We start from the raw sequence: 17888 nt of genomic DNA, 5'->3' as shown, positions 1-17888 counted from the left end.
CTTTCTATGTTACAAGGAACTGTAAAGTTCTTCAATAATTCCAAAGGATATGGATTTATTAAAAATGAAAAATCCGGAGAAGAAATTTTTGTTCACGCAAGTGGACTGATCGACCAGGTCAGAGAAAATGATAAGGTTCGATTTGAGGTAAAGCAAGGTAAGAAAGGGCCCAACGCTGTAAATGTTTCCTTAGTTTAGCCATAATAGCAAAGCTTATCCTTTCTTACTTTGAAGCCCACCCTCCCCGGATGGGCTTTATTTTTTTTCCTCCTCTTAATCATTGAATTTTATTTTTGCCAAAGAGAAAACTTGTCCCTTTTGCTTACCAATTTATTTCTGGTTTTAAATCCAGTATTACTAAAATACTGCATGTATTTAAAACAATTAATGAAGCTTTTATTCCGGATACCATGAGTGCCGTTCATTCTGGTTCCATTCCTTGCTGTAAGTTCCTTTACAGAGTTTTTATAAGATGTTTTTTTGGGGGAGATGAGTAGAGATTTCATATTGAAATTATTAAAACTCAACAAGCAATAAACAGTTTCTTTGGGTAAAGGTTAGACCTGGAATACCCATTACCATGAGTGATCAGCCAAATAAAGAGAAAAAAGTAGTGTCATTTATTAAAAAGCTTTTTAAAGCTTTAATAATAATAGTTTCGGGACTGGTCATTTTCTCATTATTGTTATATGTAATTGTCAATATTTTTATCACTCCTATTGTAAAGAAAAAAATTATAGAATCAGTATATCAATCCTCTGGAGGGCTTTATTTGCTTGAGTTTGACAAGTTTAATGTTATGCTGTTGGAAGGGAATGCAAATATAGGGAATGTACATATATTTCAGGATACAGCGGTTCTGAGGAAAATCAGACTTGAAAATCCACGGGGAAACTATTCAGATGTTGAAGTCAGAGCTGAAAATATTACTGTTAAAAATGTAAAGTGGGTTACGTATATCTTTGATAGGGCTCTGAAAGTTGACGGAATAGAAATACAGGATCCCAGGTTCTCATTTAAAGGAAATATTCCGGTAGATACCATTGAGATAGCTCATCAAAGCTTTCTGGATGTGGTTCCGGGCCTTGTAGCGAGCTTTGCCGGGTCTCTTAATATTAATGAGCTTAAAATTAACAGAGGAGTTCTGGCTGTTGATTTAAAAGGAAAAAGCGGAACTACCAAACAAAATGCAGACAGTATTTTTCTTGAGATGCGCAATATCCGCATAGATACCGGTGCCTCCAGAAATGTTCTGTTTACAACTCAGGTAAAATTCAATATAGGTAACTACAAACTTGTAAGCAGTGATAGCTTGTTTGAAATATCGGTGAAGCAATTTCTTGGCAGTTATGAAGATTCCTTATTGGGAATGCATGATGTTAAAGTTACTCCATTAAAAAGATCGGATAAAGAAAAATATAATGCAAAGATAAAATTCATAAGGGCTTACGAAGTAGATTTTTCTCTCTTTTTCAAAGAAAATAAAATCGCAATCGGACAATTGTTTTTTCAGACTCCTGATGTTGATTTTGTAACCACAATTACTGCAAATGATAGTTCAGTCAGTGTTGGAGACATGCTGGCAAAGTTTTTACCATATATAAGTAATAGTTTAATTATAAAAACATTTGCCTTGAAAGAAGGAAAGGTAAGCTTAAAGGTGTTTAGTCCTAAAGGTCTTGTAGAACAAGCCGCAGAAGATATACTATTGCTGGCAAAAGACATAGCTGTAAGTTCCGGTTCAATTAAAGCAAGTAATTATTGGGGAGAAATAAGTTTGGGTATTAAAAATTATATGTCAAAAGTGCTCCCGCAAAACATTGAGCTGAAGGTGAGAAATCTGGAAGCTTTTACCGGAGAAGGAAAGATTTATCTTAGTGGCTTTTCTCTTGCTCAGATGCATGAAACAGAAGAAACATTTATCATGTTTAACAATACAATAGAAAAGATAGAGGGGGAGTCAGTGAATTTTCACAGACTGATATCAGGGACAGGGCTGGAAATGCAACTACTTAGCGTTTCAGGTATGCTGCTTAAAATTTACGACAATGAAAATTTTAAAAATTCCTATGAAGGGAAGGGAAGAATGCCTAATGAACTACTCAAGGAGCTAGGCTTTTACCTTAATATAAAAGAGTTTGATTTGATAAATTGTGATATTATTTATGAACAATTTGATGACATACAAAACAGGCGGGGAAAGCTTACTTTCAATGACACTCATTTAAAAATAAAAAACCTTTCCAATCTGACTGGTGAAAATGGAGATACTTCCAGCTCTGTATTTATGATTCAGTCTAAAATCATGGATCAGGGAAAGTTGGATGTTGTAATCAGGTATCCGTTGTATAGAAAGTCTTTTGATTACACACTTAAAGGAACACTGTCTCCTATTGATGGTACTAAATTTAACGGCATAATGCAATTTTCAGGATTGGAGCTCAGATCAGGAACCTTTGCATTGCCATCGCTAAACATGGAGGTTCTCAGTGGCAGCGCTAAAGGGACATTTGCTTTAGAGTTTCAAGATCTGAGAATTAATCTCATTAGAGATTCAGGAAAGAAAAGAAGGCTTAAATCACGTATTGCAAACTTGGCTATAAAAAATAATGGTAGAAAAATTGAACCCTTATCATACAAAAGACACAAAACAGACGGATTTATATCTTTTGTTTGGAATGCTGTAAGTGGAGGAGTTGAAAAGGCAATAATAAAAGATATCTTTCATCCATTTATTAAAAATGAAAAGTGAATAGCTGGTTTGATGATTGATTTAAAAAGCCCAATTGGATGGATCCGGACAACCGCAAGTTACTTATTTTCGTACAAAAAAAATTTATTAGTTTTTAAAAATTAGAACTCTATATATTGCTGATGAAATTATATAATAAAATACGTGTATTCTTAAGGCAGTATTTTATTCCGGTCATTTCTTTCCTGATCATATATTTTTTGGTTATATATTCTTATATCCAGGTTAAAGAAAAGACTAACCAGCAAAGAACAGAATATTTTGAATCAAGATCATATCTTGTTAAAACATCCATTAATAACAGAATTTTAGATTATATCCAGATCCTGAAAGGAGGAAAGGCTTTTATAGAATCTTCGGATTCGATAACAAGGAAAGAATGGAAACGGTATATATCAAGTCTCGATGTAGATCAGAATTATCCCGGAATTCAGGGAATAGGTTATTCTATCTTCATAAAGCCTGAGGAATTGGAAAATCATATTAAAGAAATCCGGTCCAGTGGCTTTCCTTCATATTCTGTAACTCCTTCTGGTAAAAGAGAAATATACACATCCATAATCTATCTGGAACCATTTACAGATAGAAATCTTAGGGCATTTGGTTATGATATGTATAGTGAACCGGTTCGAAGGAGGGCTATGGAAAGAGCAATGGAAACAGGTAAACCTGCCCTTACAGATAAATTAACATTGGTTCAGGAAACTGGTGACGGCAATCAACCTGGCTTTTTAATTTATGTTCCTGTTTATTATTCAAATGGTTCTTCAAGTGCTTTGCTTTCCAGAGAGCAAAGAAGACAGTCCATCAAAGGATTTGTATACAGTCCTTTCAGGTCAGGTGATTTATTTAATGCATTACTTCCGGCAAGGTTCAATGATTTAAATATTGAAATTTATAATGGAGAGGAACTGACGGAAGACGCTTTACTTTTTTCTACCAGGAAAAATGGAACTTTAGGAAATAAAGGAGAGGAATTTAAGAAGTATGAAAACATAAGCATTGGTGGAACTAACTGGATTATCTACATTTCATCAAAACCTCTTTTTGGAGGAAGAGAATCTAATGATGCCCTATTGATTCTTATTGGAGGATCTGTGATAAGCTTTTTGATATTCTTTATTTTACTTATAAGATCGGAAGCCAAAAGGATTAACAGACTCAAGCAAACAATCACCGAAACGGTGACTGCGGCAATATTTGTCATCAACAGAAAAGGATTTGTTACTTTTATTAATCCGGCAGTAACCAAGATTACCGGATATAGACCTGAAGACTTCAGCGAAAAGACTTTTTATGATGTTATGCATCATAGAAGCAAAGGACCATATAAAAATCTTGATCCAGCCCGAAATATCTATCAAACCATTCTGCAAGGAGTTCATGTGCATGATCAGGAGGATATTCTGATAAGGAAAGATGGAAGTTTATTTCCCGCACTTTGTTCTGCTAGTCCTATTTTAGAGAATGGAATTCCTCTCGGAACACTGGTGGAGGTTAAAGATATTACAGGTGAAAAAAAAGCTAAAGAAACTATAGCAAAAAATCTGGAAACAAAGAATTTTCTTCTGGAAGCCATGCCAGATAAGGTGTGGACTGCCGATGGAAATGGAGTTTTTAATTTTTTTGGTCACAATTGGGAAGTGTATTCCGGTTATGCAATTGATGAATTCCTGAAAAAAGGTATAGACCTGATTACTTATTTCGAAGACAAAGTGCAGAATGATAAAACCATTACCCAATTACTTCAAGAACATAAGCCTTTTCAGATTGAACACAGGTTTAAAAAAGATGATGGAGAGTATAGATGGCACCTTACAAGAGGTTTTCCTCAAACCAGCAAAAATGGTGATGTCGAGATGTGGGTCGGTACCAGCACTGACATTCATGAACAAAAGCTACAGCTTGAAGAATTAAAAATGATCAACTTAGACCTTGATAACTTTATTTATACCGCTTCTCATGATCTTAAAGCTCCAATATCTAATATGGAAGGATTAGTCGATGCTTTGAAAATTGCAGGTGATAATAAAGATGAAAGAGATGAGCTGATTGAATTAATGAATAAATCATTATTGAGACTAGGAAGAACAATCAATGATCTTACAGAAATTGCAAAAATTCAGAAACAAAAGGATTGGACTAATGAAGTAGTTGAATTTTCTGAAATAGTAGAAGAGGTAATGGAGGATATGCAAAGATTTATTGATGAGTCTGAAGCTAAGATTAATTTAGACTTTAATGTATCAGCTATAAAATTCAGCAAAAAGAATCTCAGAAGTATTTTTTATAATTTGATTTCAAATGCTATCAAATACAAGAAAAGCGATACTGCCCCTATTGTTGATGTCAGAACTTTCCTTGAAAAGGATAAGATAGTGATTTTTGCTAGAGATAACGGGTTAGGTATAAAGCAGGAAAATAAAAAAAGAGTATTCGAAATGTTCAGAAGATTGCATGCGCATGTGGAAGGTTCAGGAATGGGCTTGTATATAGTTAAAAGGATTGTTGAAAATGCTGGAGGGACCATCGATATAGAAAGTAAAGCAGGAGAGGGGACAATATTCAGAATATATCTGCCGGCAGAAAATCTTTTAATCAGACAATAGATTAAAATAAAGCCCGGCTTTTATTCCGGGCTTTGGAGATTATTTTACAGCATCAAATGCTTGCTGAAAATCTGATTTTATATCTTCAATATGTTCTATACCTGTACTAACTCTTAACTGGCCTGGTATCACACCTGCTGATTTTTGTTCCACATCATTTAACTGCTGATGTGTAGTCGAAGCCGGATGAATGATCAATGTCTTAGCATCTCCGACATTAGCAAGATGACTAACCAATTTAAGTGAGTTTACAAATCTATCAGCTGCATCCTTTCCTCCTTTAATCTGAAAAGATAATACTCCTCCAAATCCATTTTTTAGATACTTTTTAGCTAGCTTGTTATAAGGACTAGATTCAAGTCCAGGATAATTTACGGAAGTTACCTGCGGATGTTTTTCCAGCCATTTAGCTAATTCCAGTGCATTGTCAACATGTCTTTGTACTCGCAATGACAACGTTTCCAGTCCTTGAAGTAAAAGAAATGAGTTAAATGGACTTAAAGCCGGTCCCCAGTCTCTTAGTCCTTCTACACGTGCTCTAATAATAAATGCTATATTTCCGAATGGACCGTTTGTTCCAAATACGTCCCAAAACTTTAATCCATGATAACCTTCTGAAGGCTCAGTAAACTGAGGGAATTTTCCATTGCCCCAGTTATAGTTACCACCATCAATAATAACGCCTCCTATACTTGTACCATGCCCACCAATCCATTTGGTAGCTGATTCTACCACAATATTGGCTCCATGCTCTAATGGCCTGAATAGATAACCACCTGCTCCAAAAGTATTATCTACAATGAGAGGTAAATCATGCTTTTTAGCCAGCTTTGCAATATCTTCAAAGTCCGGAATGTTAAACCCTGGATTACCAATGGTTTCAAGGTATATGGCTTTTGTGTTCTGATCAATCAGCTTTTCGAAAGATTCAGCTTTATCTCCTTCCGCAAATTTTACTGTTATACCAAGCCTCTTAAACGACACTTTGAATTGATTATAGGTACCACCATAGAGATATGAAGTAGATACTATGTTGTCGCCTGCCTGAAGTATGTTGTTCAATGCTATGAACTGAGCAGCCTGACCGGAGGCTACGGCTAAGGCCGCAACTCCACCTTCCAATGCAGCTATCCTCTTTTCAAAGACATCTGTGGTTGGGTTCATTATTCTTGTATAAATATTCCCGAACTCTTTAAGAGCGAACAGATTAGCTCCATGCTCTGAGCTTTTAAACTGATATGAGGTAGTCTGATAGATAGGTACAGCTCTTGATTGAGTTGTTGGATCAACCTCCTGTCCTGCATGCAGTTGAAGGGTTTCAAAGTGTAGTTTGTTTTGCGACATTTCTAAAATGGAATTTTATTCTCTATAAAGTTAGTAGACTATGTTGAGCCTTTTTGTAAACATAGATTTTTATTTTTTTGAATACCACTATGCAATTATTTTCCTGATAAATTGTTTTTCTAAGCATCAGTGAATCCACAAATTATTTTAATCTTTATGGAATTTGTACTTATTTCGCTGCCGCATTACTATAAATAATAATTCATGGAAAAAGGGCCGATTGGGGTATTTGACTCAGGTTTTGGAGGATTAACAGTTCTGAAAGAGTTTGAAAAATTACTCCCTGATTACGATTACCTTTACCTGGGAGACAATGCACGAGCTCCATATGGAACCAGGTCATTTGATACCGTTTATCAATATACTCTTGAGTGTGTAAAGTATCTTTTTGATAAAGGATGTCACCTGGTCATTTTAGCTTGCAATACAGCCTCTGCTAAAGCTTTGAGAAGTATTCAACAGCAGGATTTAAATGCTATAGACTCGGAGAAAAGGGTTTTAGGCGTTATAAGACCAACTACTGAAATAATAGGCTCTGTTTCGCAAACACGTCATGTGGGTATTCTGGGAACCAAGGGTACTATAGAATCAAATTCTTATCCTATTGAGATTCATAAGTTTTATCCTGAAATAAAAGTCTTTCAGGAAGCATGCCCAATGTGGGTTCCGCTGGTAGAAAATAACGAATATGACGGCCCTGGAGCTGACTATTTTATTGAAAAGCATATCATTAACATTTTATCAAAATCATCAGAAATAGATACACTGGTATTGGGCTGTACACACTATCCTTTGCTTGCAGAGAAAATCCAGAATTACCTTCCCTCTGAAGTAAAGCTCGTGTCTCAGGGAGAAATTGTAGCCAAAAGTCTTAAAGATTATTTCGTAAGCCATCCTGATATGGAGACCAAGTGTTCGAAAGGCGGGACTTGCACTTTTTATACTACAGACTCTACTACCAGTTTTGATGCTGCTGCTTCTGTGTTTCTGGATAAAAAAATAGAATCCTTACATATCACGCTGTAAAGGCACAGTTATCAGGTAGATCCTGAAGCATACTGGATAAAATTGATTTCATTTGAGTAAAGTGGAACGAAAGAAATTCATTTTCGGTTTTCAACCTGAAATTCTTCTCAAATGAAAGACAAAAAAGCTTTTTTAAGTATGCTGGACTGGTTGAATAAGCAATCAGTAATCTCGGAATACAAACCTCAGTATTATAAGATAATTAAAGGGGATACCAATAGCAGTGTTACCGAAATACTTGTTCATCTGAATCTTGCTGATAAAGTGGAAGTGATTTCGTTCAGAGTGTCTCCTGCCGGATTTTGTTATAAAGTAAATAGCGAGACTGTGTGCCTCAAGGAGAATCACTATGTGGATTTTTTGCTGGATCTTTATCTTCAGATGACGACAAAGACCCAGGTAAAGTTTCTCAATTAAGAATTCCGAGCTTAGGCTTTTGCCTCTTCGTTATCTCTGAATAGCTTCATATCTGCATAGAATGTCCCAAATGGAATAATGGAAGCCAGAAATGCGATGAAGGCTTTTTTGATCGTCCAGTTATATTGGATGGTAGACTGAATGACTAATAAAACATAAAGTACAAAGAGAAGTCCATGGGCCATTCCCGTCATACGAACCGGCTCCTGGATTCCTCCGATATATTTAATAGGCATTGCAATGAATAACAGTATTAAATAGGAGAGGCCTTCCACAAAGCCCACTATTCTTAGTCTGCCTAAGGTGCTTTTATATAGATCTTTCATATTTTTTTAACGAAAGATAGCCACAAATATTGATAATGCAATTACAAGGGATATGTTGTTTTTACTGACATTTAAAGTCTGGCTTGATATCCAGTACCTTCGTAATAGTCAGGAATTCCCTGGTTTGTCCGGATTCTGTAGGTTTCTTTTCAATATAGCCTTCAATGGTAAAATATATTTCGTCTCCGGGATTTTTTTTCTGATGCATATACACCTGTTCCGCATACTTGTATAAAATTACAGGTTCAACAATCATTGGTATTTTTGCCTTACATTTTCTGAATGTTGCAGCATCAGCGAAATATCTGAAATATCCACTTATCTTGACAGAAGGTTTCTTTACTTTATAAAGTACATATGGATATTGATCCTGAGGTGGGGTTGTTTTTTTACCACAATCTACTATCTGTTCTGTTGTGATTTTTAGGTAGTTATCGGCTTTCTTTTGGCCTTCTGGGTAAGTCTGTATGAGTAATGCACTGTGTGAATCTTCATTCCCGATGGTGCTTTTCCAATAGCCCTGAGTGAGATAGGTGTTGGTATCTCGCTCAATATAATTTTGTTTTAACTCAAAATCTCCTTCTTGTTTTGCCGGGTCATGTGTTAATTTCAGTTCCTTACGGATCCCGGGGCAATCGGCGCAGGGGAGCATACCTATATAGATTTCCCGCTCAGGTTCGGGTATTATTTCCTTTGCCTCGAAAATGACATCTTCTTCCGCCAGTCCATTAGAATTTGGTTTCTTTTCTACGTGGCACGCCATTAAGAATCCAATCAGTATTAACACGAGGTTTCCCTTCATAGTAAAACTTTTTAATCTAACCTGAAAAAGAAGTCTTCGTTTTTATTTCTCCATATTTTTTTGAATCTTTTTCTGATTAATTTAAACAATTGTTTATACATCAGTATTTTCAGGTAAAAGTTTTTCCGGAATTTTTCAATTTTTAATAGCCGACTTATTAATCTATGGCCTATAAATATTTATCGGGAAGTCAGACATATGTTTACAGAGATCTCAAAGACCTTATGGCCAAGGCTACTATGCTACGTTCCGGAGATCAGCTGGCAGGCATTGCAGCAGCAACGGAGAAAGAAAGGATAATAGCAAAAATTCTACTTGCCGAAGTTCCTCTCAAAAAGTTTCTGGAAGAGCATCTTATAGCATTTGAAAAAGACGAGGTTACAAGACTAATCATAGATGAACATGATGCTGAAGCTTTTCAGCCAATAAGCCATTTGACTGTCGGAGCTTTTAGAGATTGGTTGCTCAGTGAGGCAGTTACTTCTGAATTACTTAAAGCCACAGCTTCTGGTATTACTCCGGAAATGGCTGCAGCTGTTTCCAAAATTATGAGTATTCAGGATATGATTCTGGTTGCTTCAAAATGTGAAGTCATCACCTGTTTCCGCAATACTCTTGGACTTAAAGGCCATTTTTCAACGAGGCTGCAGCCAAATCATCCGTTTGATGATTTGAAAGGAATTGCAGCATCTGTGATAGATGGACTGCTTAAAGGCAGTGGTGATGCAGTAATTGGGATAAATCCTGCTACTGACAGTTTTAAGGTTACTGGTGAACTTCTGAAAATGCTGGATGCTCTGATTGATAAGCTTAATATTCCCACTCAGTCATGTGTTCTGGCACACCTTACAACTACAATGGAATTGGTTGAAAAAGGCTATCCTGTAGATCTTTCATTTCAATCTATTGCCGGCTCTGAAAAAGCAAATTCAAGTTTTGGTATTAATTTGTCTATGCTTCAGGAAGCATATGAGGCAACTGTGGCCTTAAAGAGAGGAGTGTTGGGTAATAATGTGATGTATTTTGAAACAGGTCAGGGTAGTGCTCTATCTGCAGATGCGCATCATGGTGTAGATCAGCAGACTATAGAGGCAAGGGCTTATGCAGTGGCGAGAAAGTATCATCCTTTGTTGGTAAACACTGTAGTTGGCTTTATTGGTCCGGAATATTTATTTAACGGAAAACAAATTATACGAGCTGGTATCGAAGACCATTTTTGTGGGAAACTTTTGGGATTACCGATGGGATGCGATGTTTGCTATACCAATCACGCAGAAGCTGATCAGGACGATATGGATAATTTACTTACACTGCTTGCTACTTCTGGTTGCAATTATATTATGGGAGTGCCAGGCGCGGATGATATTATGCTTAATTATCAGAGTACTTCCTTTCACGATGCTCTTTATGTGAGAAGGTTATTGGGATTAAAACCTGCTCCCGAGTTTGAGAAATGGCTCTCTGGCATGAAAATTATGAATCCTGATTTTACACTTTCCGGAAGCCGTGATCTTACAAAACTTATAGACCTATTATGATAGAAGAAGAATTCTGGAATAATCTGAAAAGGTTTACCAATGCCCGCATAGGCCTGAAGAATTCAGGTACAAGCATCTCAACTGCTGATCAGCTGAAGTTTCAGCTTAGTTTTGCAGAAGCCAAAGATGCAGTACATAAAGAGTTGGATGAGTCATTAATATGCGAGCAGTTTGCTGAACAAGAAATGCCACTGTACCATCTCCAATCTCAAATCAACAATAAAGCCCAGTATCTAAACAGACCTGATCTTGGAAGGAAATTAAATATCTCTTCAGCATCCTTACTAAGCAATCTAAATCAACCGCCTTCTGATATAGCTCTTGTAATCTGTGATGGTTTATCTTCTACAGCAATTCATCACCATGCATTTAAATTTTTAAGAGAATTTACGTCTAGGGATAAAACCTATTCCTATTCACCATTATCTATTGTCAGGTATGGGCGAGTTGCTATTGGAGATGAAATCGGATTTCTTTTGAAAGTAAAATTGGTAGTTGTGCTGATTGGAGAAAGGCCAGGTTTAAGTTCTCCAGACAGCATGGGAATTTATTTCACCTATAATCCTACACCAGGTCTGACAGATGAGTCTCGTAACTGTATTTCAAATATCCATAAGAATGGATTATCCTATTCACAGGCAGCTGAGAAGTTAAGGTGTCTCATAAATGAATCAATGGCAAGAAAGATTTCAGGAGTATTTCTGAAAGATAAGTCAGATGATTATAATTTATTGAATCCTTAAAGCTTTATAGCTTCGTAATAATGGTTCGCTGGTAATCTTTATTGATAATTTTTCTATCAACTTTATAAGTTTTTTTATCCAGATGCTCTTCAATGAAAGGTAATGAGGGAGCATAGTGATATGTCCCCCCTTGTTTCAGGGAATGTAAAATTTCCATGTACTTTTGAGCATATTCCATAAATTTTCCATCTTCTCTTAAATGGTTGTTTAGAAAATGACTGGAGAAGGAAAGATTGGAAATAATAGTACCCCAGTTACCCGGTTTAAATTCAAATTCAAACCAGCTGATTTCAGATAGCCATGACTTTTTTTGGTAAAGTAGTCGATCTATTCCAAAAACCTTAAGTTCTTTTCCTTTTAAAAAGGTTGACAATTGTGCATGTTCGCCGCAGCCTACATCCAGGATAGGTTCCATTAGGTTCTCCGGATTTATATCCAAAAGCTCCAATTGCAAGTCAGCTGAATATTCAGCACATACTACTTCGGAAGCAGATTTTTTGTCGGATGGATTGGATTTTTCTATGTGTGGATTAGAGTAAGAAAGCCAGGTCGTCAGTCTTGTAAAATGTCTGGAAGAAATATCGGACAAGCTTAATTGTTGGTCGCAGAGCTCTGATAATAATTTTTTATAAACTTTTCGCAGGATTGATTTATCCCGCTCGTTTACAGTAATGTATTGATTTGTATGAAACAACTCATGGAGTACCTTTGATAAAGTATAATCTATAAGATCTTCCTGAATAGCATCTTCAGAGAATATTTCTGCAAATTTATGTCTGTTTGAGAGCATGTTATTCTCTTCACAGAAATTGAATAAAGCATCTCTGTCAAAGTAGTAAAGATTCTTTCCTTTATTTGCCTGAATCTGCCTGTCAATAGAGTGATGAAGTGATTGTAGTTCCAGCATGCCGATCTGATAATCCATTTACTATAAACTAAACTTAGTGAATGGAATTCATATTTATAAAGATTTTAACTTTTGTCGGATGAAGGGAACTAATAAAAAAATAATTCGTTTAAATTGGAAAATATTAAAAAATAAATTAAGCTTGATTCGTTAAACATAATATTGTTTTATCTTAACTGTTTACCTATATGTCAAAATCACAAGACGCCAAAAAAGAAACAAAGAAAAAGCCTGCTAAGACGCTAAAAGAGAAGAGAGCTGAGAAGAAAGAGAAGAAAAAATAGTAGCTTTAAAAGTTTAATTGTTGAAGTCTTCCCCAACCGGAAGACTTCTTCATTTTTATGCCATTCCAAATTTGACATTTTAATAAAGAATAACCTCATTTTAAAATTAACTGATGTCTGTTAAAATAAAATTGTACGAATTATGTACTGCTTTTGTAGAACAGCGAATAGCTTCTTCTCAAAAGGCAATTGAACATGCCCAACTTGCGGCCAATGAAGAAACCAAAAGCAGCGCAGGAGACAAGTACGAGACAGGAAGGGCTATGATGCAGTTGGAAATTGAAAAGCAGTCTGTGCAGCTTGGAGAGGCTATGAAATTAAAACAAGTGCTTTCGCAAATAAATCCGGAAAAGACATCTGATTCTATACAGTCTGGAAGCCTTGTATTTACCGATCAAGGGAATTTTTATATTTCTATCAGTGCTGGAAAACTGGATTTTGAAGGAATAACATATTTTGCCATATCTCCTGTTTCCCCATTAGGAGCCTTACTAATGACCAAAAAGTCCGGAGATGTAGTTCAACTGAATGGAAAAACTTTTACTATCAGGAAGATAGAATAATAGAATCAACAAAGTTTGATTTTTGAAAAATTGTATTAATTCCTGAAAATCAATATTGTTAAGTGTATTAAAGCTGCTTGTTACCTGATTTGTGGGGAAATTTAATTTCGAATCTGTTTTTTAAAATTATATTTTTTTTAGAAATTATTGACTGATAGAATCTTTCACCCTTAAAAAGCGTAAACTAATTGGTTTCCGAGGGGAAGATTCTCAAACTTTTAACACCTTAAATAATTATGCCGTTAGCACCTTTTACTGGAGTATTAGGAAAGAAAAATGCTGCCCATTTGTTAAGGCGGGCGACATTTGGTGGTACCAAAGCAGATATAGATTCAATGTCTGGTCTTACCGCATCTCAGGCAATTCAACAATTGTTTGTTACAACTACAGATCCTTTACCTCCTATAGACCCGGCCTCTGGAATAACCTGGGTAAATACATTGCCTGTTTCCGGTGATAGTGAAGACGGAGATTTGCAAGGTTTTTTTATAAAATGGTGGCTCGGTATGCTTGCAGGAACAGGAGTAGAACCTTCTCAGAAACTTGCTTTTCTGACCAGAGAAAAAATAGTTTTTCTGCTTCACACTCATTTTACCACAATACAGGAAACCGTAAATAATAGCAGAGCTCTATATTTTCAGAATGCCTTGTTCAGAAAGTTCGCTTTCGACAATCAGCCTGATCCTTTGTGGAACTTTAAAATGCTTACGAAAAAAGTCTCTCTGGATAATGCCATGATGGTATTACTGGATGGAAGACTTAATGTGAAAGGGAGACCGAATGAGAACTATGCCAGAGAATTTCTTGAATTATTTACAATAGGAAAAGGTCTTCCAGGATATGTACCTCCTTCTACTATTCCCGGTGATTATATTTACTTTACAGAACAGGATGTTCAAGCCGCTGCCCGTGTATTTTCAGGGTACGATACAGACTTTACTTTTCTCACGATTGATGAAGATACTCAATTACCAAGGGTGAAAGTAAAAGGGACAGGTACTGTTGCAAATCAGCACGATAATGATCCTAAGGAATTCAGCGATCGATTTGGAAATACTGTCATCACACCGGATACTACTTTACTTTTTGGAGATAAAGCAACAGAAGCAAGTATGCTTGATGAGCTGGATCAGCTTGTAGAAATGATCTATGCTCAGCAGGAGACAGTGAAAAATATTTGCAGAAGAATATACAGATTCTATGTATATCATGAAATCACTCAGACCATAGATAGCAGTATCATTGCTGATATGGCAAATACTTTTGTTTCTAATAATTTCAAACTGCAGCCGGTGATCATGGAGCTCTTGCAAAGTCAGCATTTTTATGACTCGGCAACAGCAACTGTAGATGATAATAATTTCGGAGCTTTAATAAAATCTCCTCTAGACCTGGTTTTAAATACACTAAGATTCTTTGAATATAATTTACCAGATCCACAGACAGAAGCAGAAAAGTTCTATGAGACGACTGGTAAACTCCTTGATTCAATGAAATATCAGGGAATGATTTTCCTGAATCCTTATGATGTTGCCGGTTACGATGCTTATTTCCAATATCCCTTGTACAATAGAAACTGGATATCTGCAAACACACTCACTCAACGGTATAAGTTTATTTTCGATAACATAAGGGTTGATAAAATGGAAGAGGGAGAAATTGAAATAGATATTCTTCTTTTTATCCAGCAAAGATTCGCCAGTGTTGCGTTGAATCCTGATGAACTTATCAAAGAACTGGCATCTTACCTTTTACCTATGTCTCTGTCTGGAACAGAGATTACAGTAGAACGTCTTAATTATTTCAAATCCCAGTTTTTTGTAATTGGAAAAGGCTTGCCGCAAGGGCCAGAAGTATTCTGGGAATTTAGCTGGAACAATGCTAATACAATACCCGAGAGCAAGGAGGATGCAAGAGGTATGCTACAATACCTTTTAAATGCAATGTTGCAGTCACCCGAATATCAGTTATTTTAATCAGGAAAAACAGTCTTATGAAAAGAAGAGACTTTATAAATAAACTACCGGCTCTTGGCGCAATACCCTTTGCGCTTGATGGCATATTTTTTAAATCTATGTCTATGGCGTCTCCATTGCAAAAACTTGCAGCGGAATGCCCTAATGACAGAGTTTTAATCATTCTTCAGATGCATGGAGGTAACGATGGCTTAAATATGCTTATACCTGCAGGGGATTATGATAATTATCAGAATGCACGTCCTAATATTGCTATTCCCGAAAATGGAAATCGTAAATTTATATTGTTAGATAGTTCGCTTACCACAGAAAGGTCTGTTGGCTTGCATCCGGATATGGTAGGGGTGAAAGACCTATACGATCAGGGAATGGTGAGTTTTGTGCAGGGTGTATCCTATGAACATCATAATGGCTCTCACTTCAGAAGCAGAGATATCATGTTTATGGGGGGCGGGCCAAATGATTACATCAGTTCCGGATGGGTAGGGCGTTATCTGAAAGATCATTACGCACCAAGTGTTTATCCTAATGATTTTCCCAATGACAATATGAAAGACCCACTCGCACTGGAATTTGGTAGCGAAGTATCACTTATATTTCATCAGGGAGATAATATTTCTACAGGAATAGCAATAGATAATCCTCAACAGTTCTTCAACCTTGTGGAACAGCTACCGGGCTTTGATGATGTGGAGGGGGTAGATCCAAGAGGAATTCCGCCTGCAAGTCTCAATAACTCTCCTTATGGAAAGGAAATGAAATGGCTCCTTGATCTGGAGCAGAAAACAGATCAGTATGACGACAGACTTCTTGCTGTATATAACGAAGGTAAAAAGTTTGATCCGAATGTCACATATCCTACGACATATCCTCTGAGTGCGCCAGGAGGCAGGATTAAAAATCCTCTTGCTGGATATTTTAAAATTATTGCAAATCTTATCAGTGGTGGTTGCAAAACCAAAGTATTCCTTGTGAAAATCGGAGGTTTTGATACACATGCACAACAGGTGGAGGCCAATGACCATACAATTGGTAATCATGCTGCTTTGATGTACCACATATCTGCTACCATGAGAGCGTTTCAGGAAGATCTGAAATTGAGAAGTGTTGATCATCGCGTATTGACTGTAACTACTTCTGAATTTGGAAGAAGGGTATATTCAAACGGAAGCTATGGAACAGATCACGGCTCAGGAGCTCCGGTTATGCTATTTGGAAAAGGCGTTATACCAGGCGTTGTTGGTAATAACCCTGACCTTTCTAAGGATAATGTGGAAATGCAGGTTGATTACAGGCAAATCTATGCATCTATTCTAAAGGAATGGTTGTGTGTGGATCCAGCTAAAGTAGATGCGGAATTTGGAACTATATGGGGAGATTATCCTGGGAAAGGCACGGTACTTCCTATTGTTAATCCGGACGTTACGGCAGTTAAAGATTTTCTGGATAAGAGGATCAGGATGAATAGCTGTTATCCGAACCCCGCGAGTTTTGCTACGACTATCTCATTTAGCATAAATAATGAAACGAATGTTGAAATCAATATTCTGAATGCTAACGGTAGTGTTGTTAAAAATTTACTTAATGAAAAACGTGGGTATGGTGAACACAGAGAAATGGTGGACCTTCGCGACATTCCTTCCGGTATTTACTATTATGAGATAAAGGCCGGTTCGTTAAAAGATGTTAAGAAACTTGTAATTCTAAAGTAGCATCAGTGCATGAAGCGTATTTTACTGTATCCTCTTTTTTCTGTTTTTATTTTGTCTCTTCTGATGAGTACAAAAGTAAATGCTCAGGGAAACCGAAGAAGAACTCCGACTTCCAGAAGAAATGCTGAATTCCTTGAGAAACAATGGTGGATTGGAGTAAGAGGAGGGCTCAGTTATTCAAAGGTAAAACCTGGTGACAGATATTCTGTTTTCAGCTCCACAGAAGGACAAACTAATAGTCTGGATAAAAAGTATAGTGGCTTTAAAGGGGCCGGCGCCTTTGCCGGTCTTGAAGTTACCTTTACCTATAAAACCATTTCCCTGAGCTTTCAGCCAAACTATAGAAGACAGAGATTTAGTTACAGCAACAGATATGAATGGAAAGATACTTCCGGCGTTGTAACTTTTGATTTGAATTATAAACAGGATCATCAGCTGGATTATATTGAACTACCGCTTTTAATCAAATACGACATACTTAAGAATGAAATAAAGCCTTATGTACAGGCAGGTTTTTACTATGGTATATTGAGCACAGCCAACAAAAAGGTTGAAATTAGCGGTACAGATAAGGCTTCCGGTGGAACAAATTTTAACCAACCAGATATTCTGGTTGGAGCAAAGGATTTGTTTATTAAATCTTCGATAGGGTTTATGGCAGGTGTAGGCGTAAGTTATGATGTAGGAAATATAAAGGTTTTACTGGACGTTAACTACAGATTAGGTACCAATAATATTACCAATAGAAAGAATAGATATACTAATAATACCCTTAGCGGGGCTGGTGATGCGCTGGATGATTTGAAGCTTAGGAATATAAGTATTAATCTGGGATGTCTTCTTCCAATGAGGTATGTCAATGCAAATAATTTCAGATCAAGATAATAGT

16 protein-coding genes are annotated in these 17888 nt (G+C 36.5%); 11 read left to right on the top strand and 5 right to left on the bottom strand.

Translation table 11 applies throughout. The annotated features are described in order from the left end of the window. Positions 1-6: 6 nt before the first annotated feature. The gene (locus K350_RS0113605) at positions 7-198 is read left to right on the top strand and encodes a cold-shock protein (protein WP_028980382.1); all 192 of its coding nucleotides are present in this window, start codon (positions 7-9) and stop codon (positions 196-198) included. Between the two features lie 89 nt (positions 199-287). Here K350_RS0113605 and K350_RS0113600 read toward each other — a convergent pair whose 3' ends face one another. After that, a complete protein-coding gene (locus K350_RS0113600) occupies positions 288-506 on the bottom strand; it encodes a hypothetical protein (RefSeq protein ID WP_028980381.1) in 219 nt (72 codons plus the stop codon). Between the two features lie 74 nt (positions 507-580). Between K350_RS0113600 and K350_RS0113595 the strand changes: the two genes are divergently transcribed. Beyond that, positions 581-2752 carry an AsmA family protein gene (locus K350_RS0113595; RefSeq protein ID WP_028980380.1) on the top strand — a complete coding sequence of 724 codons (2172 nt, stop codon included), beginning with the start codon at positions 581-583 and terminating at the stop codon, positions 2750-2752. Between the two features lie 122 nt (positions 2753-2874). Beyond that, on the top strand, positions 2875-5361 hold the full coding sequence (locus tag K350_RS0113590) for a CHASE domain-containing protein (RefSeq protein WP_028980379.1): 2487 nt from the start codon (positions 2875-2877) through the stop codon (positions 5359-5361). A 39-nt stretch (positions 5362-5400) separates the two neighbouring features. On the opposite strand, the gene K350_RS0113585 is transcribed toward K350_RS0113590, so the two are convergent. Continuing rightward, a complete protein-coding gene (locus tag K350_RS0113585; protein WP_037575567.1) occupies positions 5401-6705 on the bottom strand; it encodes an O-acetylhomoserine aminocarboxypropyltransferase/cysteine synthase family protein in 1305 nt (434 codons plus the stop codon). Positions 6706-6909: 204 nt separating this feature from the next. On the opposite strand from K350_RS0113585, the gene murI reads away from it, so the two are divergent. After that, positions 6910-7731, top strand: coding sequence for a glutamate racemase (gene murI, locus K350_RS0113580; protein ID WP_028980377.1), 822 nt, complete (start codon positions 6910-6912; stop codon positions 7729-7731). 111 nt (positions 7732-7842) lie between these two features. Continuing rightward, positions 7843-8148: a hypothetical protein gene (locus K350_RS0113575; protein ID WP_028980376.1), complete on the top strand. Its 306-nt coding sequence runs from the start codon at positions 7843-7845 to the stop codon at positions 8146-8148. An 11-nt stretch (positions 8149-8159) separates the two neighbouring features. Here K350_RS0113575 and K350_RS0113570 read toward each other — a convergent pair whose 3' ends face one another. Both K350_RS0113570 and K350_RS0113565 read right to left on the bottom strand, forming a co-directional pair. Further along, on the bottom strand, positions 8160-8474 hold the full coding sequence (locus K350_RS0113570; RefSeq protein ID WP_028980375.1) for a DUF3817 domain-containing protein: 315 nt from the start codon (positions 8472-8474) through the stop codon (positions 8160-8162). A 61-nt stretch (positions 8475-8535) separates the two neighbouring features. Beyond that, a complete protein-coding gene (locus K350_RS0113565; RefSeq protein WP_028980374.1) occupies positions 8536-9276 on the bottom strand; it encodes a copper resistance protein NlpE N-terminal domain-containing protein in 741 nt (246 codons plus the stop codon). 164 nt (positions 9277-9440) lie between these two features. On the opposite strand from K350_RS0113565, the gene K350_RS0113560 reads away from it, so the two are divergent. Then, positions 9441-10814: an ethanolamine ammonia-lyase subunit EutB gene (locus K350_RS0113560; RefSeq protein ID WP_028980373.1), complete on the top strand. Its 1374-nt coding sequence runs from the start codon at positions 9441-9443 to the stop codon at positions 10812-10814. Next, positions 10811-11557, top strand: coding sequence for an ethanolamine ammonia-lyase subunit EutC (gene eutC / locus K350_RS0113555; protein WP_028980372.1), 747 nt, complete (start codon positions 10811-10813; stop codon positions 11555-11557). Before K350_RS0113560 ends, eutC begins: the two co-directional genes overlap by 4 nt. Positions 11558-11561: 4 nt before the next feature. On the opposite strand, the gene K350_RS31210 is transcribed toward eutC, so the two are convergent. Then, complete coding sequence (locus tag K350_RS31210; protein WP_051313129.1) at positions 11562-12482, bottom strand: hypothetical protein; 921 nt, start codon at positions 12480-12482, stop codon at positions 11562-11564. Between the two features lie 379 nt (positions 12483-12861). Here K350_RS31210 and K350_RS0113540 point away from each other — a divergent pair, with 379 nt between their 5' ends. The 4 genes from K350_RS0113540 to K350_RS0113525 all read left to right on the top strand — a co-directional run bounded on the left by K350_RS0113540 (position 12862) and on the right by K350_RS0113525 (position 17884). Next, positions 12862-13311, top strand: coding sequence for a 3-oxoacyl-ACP synthase (locus K350_RS0113540; RefSeq protein WP_028980371.1), 450 nt, complete (start codon positions 12862-12864; stop codon positions 13309-13311). A 236-nt stretch (positions 13312-13547) separates the two neighbouring features. After that, entirely contained in the window at positions 13548-15287 is a 1740-nt protein-coding gene (locus tag K350_RS0113535) for a DUF1800 domain-containing protein (RefSeq protein ID WP_028980370.1), read from the top strand. A gap of 17 nt (positions 15288-15304) precedes the next feature. Further along, complete coding sequence (locus tag K350_RS0113530; RefSeq protein WP_028980369.1) at positions 15305-16999, top strand: DUF1501 domain-containing protein; 1695 nt, start codon at positions 15305-15307, stop codon at positions 16997-16999. A gap of 9 nt (positions 17000-17008) precedes the next feature. Then, positions 17009-17884 carry an outer membrane beta-barrel protein gene (locus K350_RS0113525; RefSeq protein WP_037575563.1) on the top strand — a complete coding sequence of 292 codons (876 nt, stop codon included), beginning with the start codon at positions 17009-17011 and terminating at the stop codon, positions 17882-17884. The last annotated feature ends 4 nt before the right edge of the window (positions 17885-17888 follow it).

Origin of the sequence: Sporocytophaga myxococcoides DSM 11118, from assembly GCF_000426725.1 — a bacterium.
Classification (GTDB): domain Bacteria; phylum Bacteroidota; class Bacteroidia; order Cytophagales; family Cytophagaceae; genus Sporocytophaga; species Sporocytophaga myxococcoides.
Note: the sequence above shows the minus strand (reverse complement) of the source record. Positions and strands in the feature narration are given on the sequence as shown.